General features: G+C 73.4%; 11 protein-coding genes. 9 read left to right on the top strand and 2 right to left on the bottom strand.

The genetic code is table 11. The features are described from left to right. The first annotated feature begins 70 nt into the window (after nucleotides 1-70). Nucleotides 71-1912 carry a SpoIIE family protein phosphatase gene (locus CRP49_RS20785; protein ID WP_097257463.1) on the top strand — a complete coding sequence of 614 codons (1842 nt, stop codon included), beginning with the start codon at nucleotides 71-73 and terminating at the stop codon, nucleotides 1910-1912. 27 nt (nucleotides 1913-1939) lie between these two features. Then, complete coding sequence (gene hemW / locus CRP49_RS20790; RefSeq protein ID WP_097254724.1) at nucleotides 1940-3172, top strand: radical SAM family heme chaperone HemW; 1233 nt, start codon at nucleotides 1940-1942, stop codon at nucleotides 3170-3172. Nucleotides 3173-3178: 6 nt separating this feature from the next. Here the strand turns inward: hemW and CRP49_RS20795 are convergent, their stop codons facing one another. Continuing rightward, nucleotides 3179-3985 (bottom strand): DUF3097 domain-containing protein, encoded by an 807-nt coding sequence (locus CRP49_RS20795; protein ID WP_097254725.1) that lies wholly within the window; start codon nucleotides 3983-3985, stop codon nucleotides 3179-3181. 34 nt (nucleotides 3986-4019) lie between these two features. Next, a complete protein-coding gene (locus CRP49_RS20800; protein ID WP_097254726.1) occupies nucleotides 4020-4742 on the bottom strand; it encodes an MBL fold metallo-hydrolase in 723 nt (240 codons plus the stop codon). A gap of 161 nt (nucleotides 4743-4903) precedes the next feature. Here CRP49_RS20800 and hrcA point away from each other — a divergent pair, with 161 nt between their 5' ends. From hrcA to CRP49_RS20835, 7 genes are all read left to right on the top strand, one after another. Beyond that, nucleotides 4904-5920, top strand: coding sequence for a heat-inducible transcriptional repressor HrcA (gene hrcA / locus CRP49_RS20805; protein ID WP_094221129.1), 1017 nt, complete (start codon nucleotides 4904-4906; stop codon nucleotides 5918-5920). Further along, nucleotides 5921-7057 (top strand): molecular chaperone DnaJ, encoded by a 1137-nt coding sequence (dnaJ, locus tag CRP49_RS20810; protein WP_097254727.1) that lies wholly within the window; start codon nucleotides 5921-5923, stop codon nucleotides 7055-7057. A gap of 212 nt (nucleotides 7058-7269) precedes the next feature. Then, nucleotides 7270-8346, top strand: a complete 1077-nt coding sequence (locus tag CRP49_RS20815; RefSeq protein ID WP_097254728.1) for a nitronate monooxygenase — start codon at nucleotides 7270-7272, stop codon at nucleotides 8344-8346. Next, nucleotides 8343-9095 carry a 16S rRNA (uracil(1498)-N(3))-methyltransferase gene (locus CRP49_RS20820; protein ID WP_094221126.1) on the top strand — a complete coding sequence of 251 codons (753 nt, stop codon included), beginning with the start codon at nucleotides 8343-8345 and terminating at the stop codon, nucleotides 9093-9095. Before CRP49_RS20815 ends, CRP49_RS20820 begins: the two co-directional genes overlap by 4 nt. A 15-nt stretch (nucleotides 9096-9110) precedes the next feature. Next, a complete protein-coding gene (locus CRP49_RS20825) occupies nucleotides 9111-9503 on the top strand; it encodes a VOC family protein (RefSeq protein WP_097254729.1) in 393 nt (130 codons plus the stop codon). Between the two features lie 124 nt (nucleotides 9504-9627). Continuing rightward, on the top strand, nucleotides 9628-10185 hold the full coding sequence (locus CRP49_RS20830; RefSeq protein ID WP_097254730.1) for a hypothetical protein: 558 nt from the start codon (nucleotides 9628-9630) through the stop codon (nucleotides 10183-10185). 45 nt (nucleotides 10186-10230) lie between these two features. Further along, entirely contained in the window at nucleotides 10231-13455 is a 3225-nt protein-coding gene (locus tag CRP49_RS20835) for a S41 family peptidase (RefSeq protein ID WP_097254731.1), read from the top strand. Nucleotides 13456-13536: the final 81 nt, after the last annotated feature.

Consider the following 13536-nt stretch of genomic DNA (forward strand, 5'->3'; position numbering starts at 1 on the left):
CGCGCGCCTGTCCACTTCGGTAACTCAGCGCACAGGTCTGGGGCCCCTCTGTCACCCTGGCCGCATGGACATGGCGGCCATACCGGCGCAGCGGGAGAGCGAGACCTACGACTGTGGGGCACAGGGACACGCCACCCTGCCCGGCAGTCCCCTCGCGCCCGGCTCCGCCCGTGCGCTGGTGCGCGCCGCGTTCGCCGAGTGGTGCGACCGGGGGCTCACCGATCCGGAGGAGTCCGCACGGCAGGCCGACGACGCCATGGCCGTCGTCAGCGAACTCGTCACCAACGCCGTCGTACACGCGGGCACGGAGCTGGAGGTCGACTGGCGCCTGGAGGAGGGGGGCGCGTTCATGGTGGAGGTGCGCGACCAGCACCCGGCGCGCGCGCCGCGCGACCCCGCGGGCGGCGAGGCGCCGTGCGACGCCCCCGACCATGGGCGCGGCCTGCGCCTGGTGGCCACCCTCGCCGAGTCCTGGGGCGTCACCTACCGCACCGGCACCAAGACGGTGTGGGCGCGGCTGCCCGCCGGCGGGAAGGAGGAGCCGGAGGGGCCCGCCCCGGACCACACCCTGGCGGCCGCCGAGGCCCTCGCTCCGCAGCCGCAGCGTCCCGGAGCCGACCGGGAATGGCTCGGCCGCGGTGCGCTGTCCTTCCTCGCCGAGGCCTCCGACCTGCTCGCGGGGCAGCTGGACGAGACCCTGGTCACGGCCCTCACCGGCCAGCTGATCGTGCCCCGGCTCGCCGACTGGTGCGCGGTGTGGCTGGAGGACGAGGCCACCTTGCGCGGCGGCGACGGCGGCGCGCCCGCGCGCGTCTGGCACGCCAGCGAGAACCGCATCGAGGAGCTGACCCGCGCCCTGGAGAAGGACCCGCCGTGCCCGCGGGACGGGCTGCGGTCCGGCCCGGAGCCGTACCCCTGGCCGGGCGACGCGCTCGGTCCGCAGGGTGCCCACGGCACGGCGCTGGCGTACCGGCTGATCGCGGGCGGCCGCCCGCTGGGCACGCTGGTCATCGGCCGCTGCGGGCTGCAACGCTTCCCCGACGAGGTCACCGGGCTCGTCGAGGACCTCGGCCGCCGGGTCGCGCTGGCCATCGGCGCGGCCCGCCAGTACGCCCGGCAGGTCACCATCAGCGCCGTCCTGCAGCGTGGCCTGCTGCCCGGCGCGGTCGCCGAGATCCCCGGGGTGAGCAGCGCGCTCGTCTACGAGCCCTGCGACAAGGGCGGCCCCAGCGGCGACTTCTACGACCTTTTCCCGGCGGGCGACGGCCGCTGGTGCTTCGCCGTCGGCGACGTCCAGGGCAAGGGCCCCGAGGCGGCGGTCGTGATCGGACTCGCCCGCCCGTGGCTGCGCCTGCTCGCGCGCGAGGGCTACCGGGTCGCCGACGTCCTCGACCGCCTCAACCAGCTCCTCCTGGACGACGCCACCGAGGCCGCCGACGCGGCCGCCCGCGCGCTGGTCGCCGTCGGCGGCCGGCCCCTGGTCCCCGGGGACGGCCCGCAGACCCGGTTCCTGTCCCTCCTGTACGGCGAGCTGACCCCGCACGACGGCGGCGTCCGCTGCACCCTCGCCTCCGCCGGACACCCCCTGCCGCTGCTGCTGCGCCCCGACGGCGAGGTGCGCACCGCCGCCCGCCCGCAGACCCTGCTCGGCGTCGTGGAGGACGAGACCTACACCAGCGAGACCATCGAGCTGCGGCCCGGCGACAGCCTGCTGTGCGTCACCGACGGGGTGACCGAGCGCCGCTCCGGCTCCCGCCAGTTCGACGACGGTGACGGGCTCGCGCGGGCCCTGTCCGGCTGTGCGGGCCTGAGCGCCGACCTGATCGCGGAAAGGATCCGCCGCCTGGTGCACGACTTCGGCGGCGGCCTGCCGGAGGACGACCTGGCCCTGCTGGTGCTCCAGGCGGAGTAACCGGCGCCGTACGGGACAATGGGGGACATGCCTTCCGCACTCCCCGACGGCGAGCCGGTCCCCGACGACGGCGCGCTGCCCGCCTCCGCGCTCGCCGGTGCCGCCGACCGACCCCTCGGGTTCTATCTGCACGTCCCGTACTGCGCGACCCGCTGCGGCTACTGCGACTTCAACACGTACACCGCGACCGAGCTGCGCGGCACCGGCGGAGTGCTCGCCTCCCGGGACAACTACGCGGACACCCTGACCGACGAGATCCGCCTGGCCCGCAAGGTGCTCGGCGACGACCCGCGCGAGGTCCGTACGGTCTTCGTCGGCGGCGGCACGCCCACGCTGCTGGCCGCCGACGACCTGGTGCGGATGCTGGGCGCGATCCGCGACGAGTTCGGTCTCGCGCCGGACGCGGAGATCACGACGGAGGCGAACCCGGAGTCGGTCGACCCGGCCTACCTCGCCACCCTCCGGCAGGGTGGCTTCAACAGGATCTCCTTCGGCATGCAGAGCGCGAAGCAGCATGTGCTGCGCGTGCTGGACCGGACGCACACCCCGGGCCGCCCCGAGGCGTGCGTGGCGGAGGCGAAGGCCGCGGGCTTCGAGCACGTCAACCTCGACCTGATCTACGGCACCCCCGGCGAGTCCGACGACGACTGGCGGGCCTCGCTGGACGCGGCGCTGGGCGCCGGGCCGGACCACATCAGCGCGTACGCCCTGATCGTCGAGGAGGGCACCCAGCTCGCCCGCCGCATCCGCCGGGGCGAGGTCCCGATGACGGACGACGACGTCCACGCCGACCGCTACCTGATCGCGGAGGAGCGGATGTCGGCGGCGGGCTTCGACTGGTACGAGGTCTCCAACTGGGCCACCTCGGAAGCGGCCCGCTGCCTGCACAACGAGCTGTACTGGCGGGGCGCGGACTGGTGGGGCGCGGGCCCCGGGGCGCACTCGCACGTCGGCGGGGTGCGCTGGTGGAACGTCAAGCACCCGGGCGCGTACGCGGCGGCGCTGGCGTCGGGGCGGTCGCCGGGTGCCGGGCGCGAGCTGCTGTCGGACGAGGACCGGCGGGTGGAGCGGATCCTGCTGGAGCTGCGGCTGCGGGAGGGCGTACCGCTGTCCCTGCTGAAGGAAGAGGGCCTTGCGGCTTCCCGGCGGGCGCTGGCGGACGGACTCCTGCAGGAAGGCCCGTACGAGGAGGGGCGTGCGGTGCTGACCCTGCGCGGGCGGCTGCTTGCGGACGCGGTGGTGCGGGACCTGGTGGACTGAGCGGGGTCAGGCGGGCGGTGCCGTGACGAAGTCGATCAACTCCTCCACCCGCCCCAGCAACTCCGGCTCAAGGTCCTTGTAGGACCGCACCCGCCCCAGGATCCCCTGCCAAGCCGCCCCCGTGTTCTCCGGCCACCCCAGCGCCCGGCACACCCCCGTCTTCCAGTCCTGTCCGCGCGGCACCCGCGGCCAGCCGGGGATCCCCAGGGACGACGGCTTCACCGCCTCCCAGATGTCGATGTACGGGTGGCCGACGACCAGCGCGTGTTCGCTCGTCACCGACTCCGCGACGCGCCACTCCTTCGTGCCGGGGACGAGGTGGTCCACGAGCACGCCCAGCCGCGCGTCCGGGCCCGGACCGAACTCCGCCACGATCGCCGGCAGGTCGTCCACGCCCTCCAGGTACTCCACGACCACGCCCTCGATGCGCAGGTCGTCGCCCCAGACCTTCTCGACCAGTTCGGCGTCGTGCCGGCCCTCGACGTAGATGCGGCCGGCGCGGGCCACGCGCGCGCGTGCGCCGGGGACGGCGACCGAGCCGGATGCCGTACGGGTGGGGCGGACAGGGCCCGAGGACGGGCGCACCAGCGTCACCACCCTGCCCTCCAGCAGGAAGCCCCGTGGCTCCAGCGGGAACACCCGGTGCTTGCCGAAGCGGTCCTCCAGGGTCACCGTGCCCGCCTCGCAGCGGATCACCGCGCCGCAGAAGCCGGTGCCGGGCTCCTCGACCACCAGGCCGGGCTCCGCCGGGACCTCCGGAACGGGCTTGGGCTTCTTCCAGGGCGGGGTCAGGTCCGGCGAGTACTGGCGCATTCGGATGACGATAGGAGAAGCCGCCGACCGGCACTCATGACACGCCGAAACGCGCTGCCAGCGCGTCGCGTTGGCGTCGTACGAACGCCGCGTCCACCACCGCTCCGTGACCGGGCACGTACAGCGCGTCCTCGCCGCCGAGGGCGAGCAGCCGGTCGAGGGCGTCGGGCCAGCGGGACGGTACGGCGTCCGGGCCCGCCTGGGGTTCGCCGGATTCCTCGACCAGGTCGCCGCAGAAGACGATCTCCGGGGTGCCGGGGACGAGCACCGCGAGATCGTGGGCCGTGTGGCCGGGGCCCACGTTGGCCAGCAGCGCCTGGCGGCCGTCGCCGAGGTCCAGCGTCCACTCGCCGGAGACCAGGTGGCGGGGAGAGGGGAGGGCGGCGACGGCCTCGTCCGCGTCCGGGGCCGGCAGGCCGTTCCTGACCGCGTCCTGGCGCAGCTCCTCGCGTTCGTACGCGAGCACCGCGTCGATGCCCACCGCCCCGTACGTCTCCGCCCCGGCGAAGGCGGCCGCGCCGAAGACGTGGTCGAAGTGGGGATGGGTGAGCGCGAGATGGGTCACACCGTGCCCCGCCAGCCGCTGCGCCGCCGTCCGCAGCCGCTCGCCCTCGGCCGGGCTCGACCCGGCGTCCACCATCAGCGCCGTACCCGCGCCGAGAACCAGGCCCGCGGTGCAGTCCCAGCCGGGCAGCCGGCACCGGCCCACCCCGGGCGCCAGCCGCTCCCACCCCAGCTCTTCCCAAGTCACCGTCATACCGCGACGCTAGCGGTACAACCCGGTACGGCAGGACCGACCTTGCCCAGTGAGTACCCCACGCCCGTACACTGGGCTGGGGAAGGCTGGCACTCGGACACGCAGAGTGCCAGGCGGGCGATCGGAAGGGCCGAGGGACGACATGCTGGAGGTGCGCGCGAATGCTGAGTGAACGCAGGCTTCAGGTGCTGCGCGCCATCGTCCAGGACTATGTGGGCACCGAGGAGCCGGTGGGCTCGAAGGCGCTCACCGAGCGGCACAACCTCGGTGTCTCCCCGGCGACCGTGCGCAACGACATGGCGGCCCTGGAGGACGAGGGGTTCATCGCCCAGCCGCACACCAGTGCCGGGCGCATCCCGACCGACAAGGGCTACCGGCTGTTCGTGGACAAGCTCGCGGGCGTCAAGCCGATGAGCGCGCCCGAGCGCCGGGCGATCCAGAACTTCCTGGAGGGCGCCGTCGACCTCGACGACGTCGTGGCCCGCACGGTCCGGCTGCTCGCGCAGCTGACCCGGCAGGTCGCCGTCGTGCAGTACCCGTCCCTGACCCGGTCCACCGTGCGGCACGTGGAGCTGCTCTCGCTCGCCCCCGCGCGCGTGATGCTCGTGCTGATCACGGACACCGGCCGGGTCGAGCAGCGGATGGTCGACTGCCCGGCTCCCTTCGGCGAGGCGTCCCTGGCGGACCTCAGGGCCCGGCTGAACAGCCGGGTCGCGGGCCGCAGGTTCACCGACGTGCCGCGACTGGTCGAGGACCTGCCCGAGGCCTTCGACGTCGAGGACCGCGGTACGGTCTCCGCAGTGCTCTCCACTCTGCTGGAGACACTGGTCGAGGAGAACGAGGAGCGGCTGATGATCGGCGGCACCGCCAATCTCACCCGCTTCGGACATGACTTCCCCCTGGTGATCCGGCCCGTCCTGGAGGCCCTCGAGGAGCAGGTCGTGCTCCTCAAGCTCCTCGGCGAGGCGAAGGATCCGGGCATGACCGTGCGCATCGGGCACGAGAACGCCCATGAAGGACTCAACTCCACCTCCGTCGTGTCGGTCGGCTACGGTTCGGGCGGCGAGGCGGTTGCCAAGCTCGGCGTGGTCGGACCGACCCGCATGGACTACCCGGGAACGATGGGAGCGGTACGCGCAGTGGCACGGTACGTCGGACAGATCCTGGCGGAGTCGTAAGTGGCCACGGACTACTACGCCGTTCTCGGCGTGCGCCGCGACGCGTCGCAGGATGAGATCAAGAAGGCGTTCCGTCGGCTCGCGCGCGAGCTGCACCCGGACGTCAACCCCGATCCGAAGACCCAGGAGCGGTTCAAGGAGATCAACGCCGCTTACGAGGTGTTGTCGGACCCGCAGAAGAAGCAGGTCTACGACCTCGGCGGCGACCCGCTCTCCCAGTCGGGCGGCGCCGGTGCGGGCGGCTTCGGGGCCGGTGGCTTCGGCAACTTCTCCGACATCATGGACGCGTTCTTCGGTACGGCGTCGCAGCGCGGCCCGCGCTCGCGCACCCGGCGCGGCCAGGACGCGATGATCCGCATCGAGGTCGAGCTGGACGAGGCGGCCTTCGGGACGACCAAGGACATCCAGGTCGACACCGCGGTCGTCTGCAACACCTGTAACGGTGAAGGCGCGGCTCCCGGCACGTCCGCCCAGACGTGTGACATGTGCCGCGGCCGCGGTGAGGTCTCGCAGGTGACCCGGTCCTTCCTGGGCCAGGTCATGACCTCCCGCCCCTGCCCCCAGTGCCAGGGCTTCGGCACGGTCGTGCCGACCCCGTGCCCGGAGTGCGCGGGCGACGGGCGCGTACGGTCGCGTCGCACGCTCACGGTCAAGATCCCGGCCGGTGTCGACAACGGCACGCGGATCCAGCTGGCCGGCGAGGGCGAGGTCGGCCCCGGTGGCGGTCCGGCCGGTGACCTGTACGTCGAGATCCACGAGCTGCCGCACCAGACCTTCCAGCGGCGCGGTGACGACCTGCACTGCACGGTCACGATCCCGATGACGGCGGCGGCCCTCGGCACCAAGGTGCCGCTGGAGACCCTGGACGGCATGGAGGAGGTCGACATCCGGCCCGGCACCCAGTCCGGCCAGTCGATCCCGCTGCACAGCCGGGGCGTCACGCATCTGCGCGGCGGCGGCCGGGGTGACCTGATCGTCCACGTCGAGGTCACGACCCCGACCAAGCTCGACCCGGAGCAGGAGCGGCTGCTGCGCGAGCTGGCGAAGCTGCGGGGCGAGGAGCGGCCGCAGGGGCAGTTCCAGCCGGGTCAGCAGGGGTTGTTCTCGCGACTGAAGGATGCTTTCAACGGTCGCTGACGCGAGCTGCGGGGTCGGCCGGGGGTCCGGGGGTTGGCCCCCGGGCAGGCACAGTCAGCCGGGTCAGCAGGGGTTGTTCTCGCGACTGAAGGATGCTTTCAACGGGCGCTGAGCCATCGTCTACGGGGTGCTTCGGCACCCCGTATGCCGGTGGCCTATGCCGTGGGAAGCCCGGATTCGGACTTGTTCGGAGGACGTGACAACATGCCGTCATGTCCTCCGCACTGACCGATCTCTTCCCCCACCCGATCGTGCAGGCCCCCATGGCGGGCGGTGTCTCCGTCCCGCAGCTCGCCGCCGCCGTGTCCGAGGCGGGCGGTCTCGGGTTCCTCGCCGCCGGATACAAGACCGCCGACGGCATGTACCAGGAGATCAAGCAGCTGCGGGGGCTCACGAGCCGGCCCTTCGGTGTGAACCTCTTCATGCCCCAGCCCGAGTATGCCGAGTCGGGCGCCGTCGAGGTCTACGCCCACCAGCTGGCCGGTGAGGCCGCCTGGTACGAGACCGAGCTGGGCGACCCCGACAGCGGCCGGGACGACGGCTACGACGCCAAGCTCGCCGTCCTGCTCGACAACCCGGTGGCGGTCGTCTCCTTCCACTTCGGCGTCCCGAGCCGGGACGTCCTCGACTCCCTCCGCCGTGCCGGAACCTTCACCCTGGTCACCGCCACCACCGCCGAGGAGGCCCTCGCGGTCGAGCGGGCCGGGGCGGACGCGGTGATCGCGCAGGGCGTGGAGGCCGGCGGCCACCAGGGCACCCACCGGGACATCCCGGAGAACGACGGCTCCGGCATCGGCCTGCTCTCGCTGATCGCCCAGATCCGGGAGGCCGTGAGCATCCCGGTCGTCGCGGCCGGCGGCGTCATGCGCGGCAGCCAGATCGCCGCCGTCCTCGCGGCGGGCGCGAGCGCGGCCCAGCTGGGCACCGCGTTCCTCGCCACCCCCGAGTCCGGCGCCAACGCCCGGCACAAGCAGGCGCTGACCAACCCCCTGTTCGCCCGCACCGAGCTGACCCGCGCCTTCTCCGGCCGCCCGGCGCGCGGACTGGTCAACCGCTTCCTGCGCGAGCACGGCCCGTACGCTCCCGCCGCCTACCCCGAGATCCACCACCTGACCTCGCCGCTGCGCAAGGCCGCCGCCAAGGCCGGGGACGCGCAGGGCATGGCGCTGTGGGCGGGCCAGGGGCACCGGATGGCCCGCGAGCTGCCGGCCGGGGAGCTGGTGGAGGTCCTCGTCGGCGAACTCGACGCGGCCAGGACAGCGTTGTCGGCCAAGGGTGACCTCCGATGACCGCGCCGGTGTTCGTCGTCGACTCCCTGGAGGGCGTGGGCCCCGGATCGATCATCGACGTGACGGGCCCCGAGGGGCGGCACGCGGTCTCCGTACGACGGTTGCAGCCCGGCGAGGACGTGGTGGTCACCGACGGGAAGGGCCGGGGCGCGGCCGGGGTCGTCCTCAGCGCGTCGGGGAAGGACCACCTGGTCGTCGAGCCCTTCGCGTTCCCGGTGGAACCCGAGCCCAGCCCCCGTATCACCGTCGTCCAGGCCCTTCCCAAGGGCGACCGCGGCGAACTGGCCGTGGAGACGATGACCGAGACCGGGGTCGACGCGATCGTGCCCTGGTCGGCCGCCCGTTGCATCACCCAGTGGAAGGGCGACCGGGGCCTCAAGGCGCTCGCCAAGTGGCGGGCCACCGCGCGCGAGGCCGGCAAGCAGTCCCGCCGCCTGCGCTTCCCGGAGGTGGCGGACGCGGCGACGAGCAAGCAGGTTGCCGCACTTCTCGCCAAAGCCGACTTCGCCGCCGTCCTGCACGAGGACCGTGACTACGGCAGTGAGCCCCTGGCGACCGCCGAACTCCCCGCCACCGGCGAGATCGTGCTGGTCGTCGGCCCCGAAGGCGGCGTCTCCCCCGAGGAGTTGTCGCTCTTCGAGGAGGCGGGCGCGAAGGCCTACCGGCTCGGGCGCAGCGTGCTGCGCACGTCGACCGCGGGCACCGCGGCCACGGCCCTCCTCCTCGGCCGCACCGGCCGCTGGTCCTGACACCCGGGGGAACGGATGGAACTCGCCCAGATACGGCTCCTCGTCACCGACTTCGCCGCCTGTTACCGCTTCTACGCCGAAGTCCTCGGCCTCAAGCCGCAGTCCGGCGCGACCGAGGGCCCGTACGAGAAGTTCAGCCCGCACGCCGGCTCCGCCGGGATCGCCCTGCAGGACCGCGCCATGATGGCCGAGCTCCTGGACGAGCTGGGCGAGACGGCCACCGGCCACCGCTCCCTGGTCGTCCTGCGCGTCGACGACCTCGACGCCTACTGCGAGCAGATCACCGCCCGCGGCGCCACCCTGCTCCACGGCCCGGCCCCCATGACCGACCGCATGCGCGTGGCCCACCTCAAGGACCCCGAGGGAAACCTGGTGGAACTCCAGGAGTGGCTCCTGCTGCGGGGCTGAGGTCGGCCGGCTGGTCCACGCCCAGTTGTGACGGCTCCGGATCATCCGATGGTGGTGGCTCCGAACTGACGAGTGGCCGTATGCGACCTTCCGCCGCGCGCAGGCCGGTGGCACGCTGCCCTTCATGGGGGCATTGAGGCGGATTCGGCGCGGGTCGGGACCCGCGCGTGTGCTGGCCGGGGCCGGGCTCGCCGTGGTGGCCGTGGGTGCGGTGGTCGCGTGCCAGCCGGCGGATCTCGGCTCGGCCGCGGTGGCGTACACCACCGACAAGACCGCGACCGACGAGCTGAGACGGCAGCACGTGAACGTAAGTTGGCTGACCTGCACCGGGAACTACGGCAACAGCCGGACGCCCGCGAAGACTCCCTCGCCGACGCGGACCACCGTCGTCAACGTCGACTGCCAGGGGCAGACCGGGGACGGGCGGAAGATCACCGTCGTCGGGATCGTGACCAGCGCCGTCGACGGCGCCTGTGTGCGCGGGGACCTGACGGCCAGGGTCGAGCGGAAACAGGTGTTCCACGTCGGCGGGCTCGGCAACTGCAAGGCCACGCCGGGGCCGACGTTCGCCCCGCCCGTCACCTACCGGCCCAGCGGCGGGCAGCCGACCGTCACCGTCACCGTCACGCGGACGATCTGGTGCAAGGGCGACCCGACCTGCTGGCCCGCGCAGGGCAAGTGATCGAAACCGGGGGCGCGGTCGCCGGTCGCTGCGTAAAGTGACGGGGTGACTCAGGGCGCTTCGACGGGATCTTCCGGCTACCTCCGATTCCCCCATGTCCACGGCGACTTGGTGACCTTCACCGCCGAGGACGACGTATGGCTGGCACCCCTGGACGGCGGGCGGGCCTGGCGGGTCAGTGCCGACAACGTGCCGGTGACCCACCCCCGCATCTCGCCCGACGGTACGACCGTCGCCTGGACCTCCACCCGCAACGGTGCCCCCGAGGTGCACATCGCCCCGGTCGCCGGCGGCCCCGCCAAGCGGCTGACGTACTGGGGGAGTTCGAAGACCCAGGTGCGTGGCTGGACCCCCGACGGCGAGGTCCTCGCGGTCAGCACCCAGGGCCAGGCGAGCCTGCGCCGCAGCTGGGCGCGGGCGATCCCGCTGGACGGCGGACCCGCCGCCACGCTGCCGTACGGGCCGGTCGGCGACGTCGTGCACGGCCCGCACACCGTGCTGCTGTCCGCCCCCATGGGCCGCGAGGCCGCCTGGTGGAAGCGCTACCGGGGCGGTACGGCGGGCAAGTTGTGGATCGACCGTGCCGCCGAAGGTGAAGAAGGTGCCGGCGAGTTCGTGCGGCTGCACGAGGAGCTGGACGGCAACCTCGAGTACCCGCTGTGGGCGGGGGACCGGATCGCGTTCCTGTCCGACCACGAGGGCACCGGGGCCCTGTACTCCTCCCTCGCCGACGGGACGGACCTGCGGCGCCACACCCCCCTCGACGGCTTCTACGCCCGGCACGCCGCCTCCGACGGCCGCCGGGTCGTCTACTCCAGCGCGGGCGAACTCTGGCTGCTCGACGACCTCGACGGCGCCGAACCGCGCCGCCTGGACATCCGGCTCGGCGGCCCGCGCGTCGACCTGCAGCCCCGGCCGGTGAACGCCGCCCGCTGGTTCGGGCACGCCGCCCCCGACCACACCGCGCGCGGCAGCGCGGTCGCCGTACGCGGCGCCGTCCACTGGGTCACCCACCGCTCCGGCCCGGCCCGCGCGCTGGCCGCGCAGCCCGGCGTACGGGCCCGGCTGCCGCGCACCTTCCGCGCGGAGAGCGAGGAATGGGTGGTGTGGGTGACGGACGCCGAGGGCGAGGACGCCCTGGAGTTCGCGCCCGCCACCGGCGTCGCACCCGGCGCCGTCCCGCGCCGGATCGCCGCCGGACAGCTCGGCCGCGTCCTGGAGCTGGCCATGGCCCCCGACGGCAGCCGGGCCGCCGTCGCCGCGCACGACGGGCGGCTGCTGCTGGTGGAGCGCGAGAGCGGCGAGGTCCGTGAGGTGGACCGCAGCGAGAACGGGGACGTCAGCGGCCTCGCCTTCTCACCCGACTCCGGCTGGCTCGCCTGGTCCCACCCCGGCCCGCGGCCGCTCAGCCAGATCCGCATCGCCCACACCACCGACCTGTCGGTCACCGAGGCGACCCCGCTGCGCTTCCAGGACCACGCACCCGCCTTCACCCTGGACGGCAAGCACCTCGCCTTCCTCTCCAGCCGCTCCTTCGACCCGGTCTACGACGAGCACGTCTTCGACCTCGCCTTCGTCGAGGGCGTCCGCCCGTACCTGATCACCCTCGCCGCGACCACGCCGTCCCCGTTCGGGCCGCAGCGGCACGGCCGGCCCTTCGGGACCCCCGACAAGGAGGAGACGCCCGACAGCGAGGGCGCCCCGGCGACCCGGATCGACCTCGACGGCCTCGCCGACCGCATCGTGCCCTTCCCGGTCGAGGCCGGCCGCTACGCCAACCTGCGCACCGCCAAGGACGGCGTGCTCTGGCTCCGCTACCCGGTGCGCGGCGTCCTCGGCTCCTCCCGGGCCACTCCCGACGACCCGGACCCCAAGACCGAGCTGGAGCGCTACGACCTCGCCCAGCAGCGCCTGGAGCACCTCGCCGCCGACGCCGACTACTTCGAGGTCAGCGGCGACGGCAAGCGGGTCCTGCTGTGGACCGACAGCCGGCTCAAGGTCGTACCCGCCGACCGCCGCGCCTCCGACGACGAGGACAGCGACTCGAACATCACCGTCGACCTGACCCGGATCCGGCAGACCGTCGACCCCGCCGCCGAATGGCGGCAGATGTACGACGAGACCGGCCGCGTCATGCGGGACAACTTCTGGCGGCCGGACATGAGCGGCGTCGACTGGGACGGCGTCCTCGACCGCTACCGCCCCCTCCTGGACCGCCTCGCCACCCACGACGACCTGGTGGACCTCCTGTGGGAGGTGCAGGGCGAACTCGGCACCTCGCACGCCTACGTCATGCCGCGCGGCGGCTACGGCAACGGCGCCCGGCAGGGCCTGCTCGGTGCCGACATCTCCCGTCACGAGGACGGCAGTTGGCGCATCGACCGCATCCTGCCCGCGGAGACCTCCGACCCGGAGGCCCGGTCCCCGCTCGCCGCGCCCGGTGTCGCCGTGCGCCCCGGGGACGCGATCGTCGCGGTCGCCGGACAGCCGGTCGACCCGGTCACCGGCCCCGGCCCGCTGCTGATCGGTACGGCCGGGAAGCCGGTCGAGCTGACCATCTCGCCGGCCGGCGGGGGGGACCCCCGGCACGCGGTCGTGGTCCCCCTCGCGGACGAGGAGCCCCTGCGCTACCACGCCTGGGTCGCCGACCGCCGCGCCTACGTCCACGAGACGTCCGGCGGCCGCCTCGGCTACCTCCACGTGCCGGACATGCAGGCGCCCGGCTGGGCCCAGATCCACCGCGACCTGAGCGTCGAGGTGGCCCGCGAGGGCCTGGTCGTGGACGTCCGCGAGAACCGCGGCGGCCACACCTCCCAGCTCGTCGTGGAGAAGCTGGCCCGGCGGATCGTCGGCTGGGCGCTGCCCCGCGGCATGCGGCCGTACAGCTACCCGCAGGACGCGCCCCGCGGTCCCGTCGTCGCCGTCGCCAACGAGTTCTCCGGCTCCGACGGCGACATCGTCAACGCGGCGATCAAGGCCCTCGGCATCGGCCCGGTCGTCGGCACCCGCACCTGGGGCGGAGTCATCGGCATCGACAGCCGCTACCACCTGGTCGACGACACCCTGATCACCCAGCCGAAGTACGCGTTCTGGCTGGAGGGCTACGAGTGGGGCGTCGAGAACCACGGCGTGGACCCCGACGTGGAGATCGTCCAGCGCCCCCAGGACTACGCGGCGGGCAGGGACACCCAGCTGGACAAGGCAATCAGCCTGGCGCTGGAGGCACTGGAGGAACGGCCGGCCAAAACTCCACCAGGCCTGCCCACCTAAGGGGCGCGGGGCTGTGTCGATATGCGGCTCCGCCGCGTGGGCGCGACCAGCCCCCACCAAGCCGCACCCAACCGACTACGA

This window comes from Streptomyces sp. Ag109_G2-15 (assembly GCF_900215565.1).
GTDB classification, from domain to species: Bacteria; Actinomycetota; Actinomycetes; order Streptomycetales; family Streptomycetaceae; genus Streptomyces; species Streptomyces diastatochromogenes.

Excerpts from the sequence above, each read along its gene's own strand:
- CRP49_RS20830 (WP_097254730.1), top strand. The coding sequence starts at position 9,628 with ATGGGGGCATTGAGGCGGATTCGGCGCGGGTCGGGACCCGCGCGTGTG.
- hrcA (WP_094221129.1), top strand. The coding sequence starts at position 4,904 with ATGCTGAGTGAACGCAGGCTTCAGGTGCTGCGCGCCATCGTCCAGGAC.
- hemW (WP_097254724.1), top strand. The coding sequence starts at position 1,940 with ATGCCTTCCGCACTCCCCGACGGCGAGCCGGTCCCCGACGACGGCGCG.
- CRP49_RS20820 (WP_094221126.1), top strand. The coding sequence starts at position 8,343 with ATGACCGCGCCGGTGTTCGTCGTCGACTCCCTGGAGGGCGTGGGCCCC.
- CRP49_RS20825 (WP_097254729.1), top strand. The coding sequence starts at position 9,111 with ATGGAACTCGCCCAGATACGGCTCCTCGTCACCGACTTCGCCGCCTGT.
- CRP49_RS20785 (WP_097257463.1), top strand. The coding sequence starts at position 71 with ATGGCGGCCATACCGGCGCAGCGGGAGAGCGAGACCTACGACTGTGGG.
- CRP49_RS20795 (WP_097254725.1), bottom strand. The coding sequence starts at position 3,985 with ATGCGCCAGTACTCGCCGGACCTGACCCCGCCCTGGAAGAAGCCCAAG.
- CRP49_RS20815 (WP_097254728.1), top strand. The coding sequence starts at position 7,270 with ATGTCCTCCGCACTGACCGATCTCTTCCCCCACCCGATCGTGCAGGCC.
- CRP49_RS20800 (WP_097254726.1), bottom strand. The coding sequence starts at position 4,742 with ATGACGGTGACTTGGGAAGAGCTGGGGTGGGAGCGGCTGGCGCCCGGG.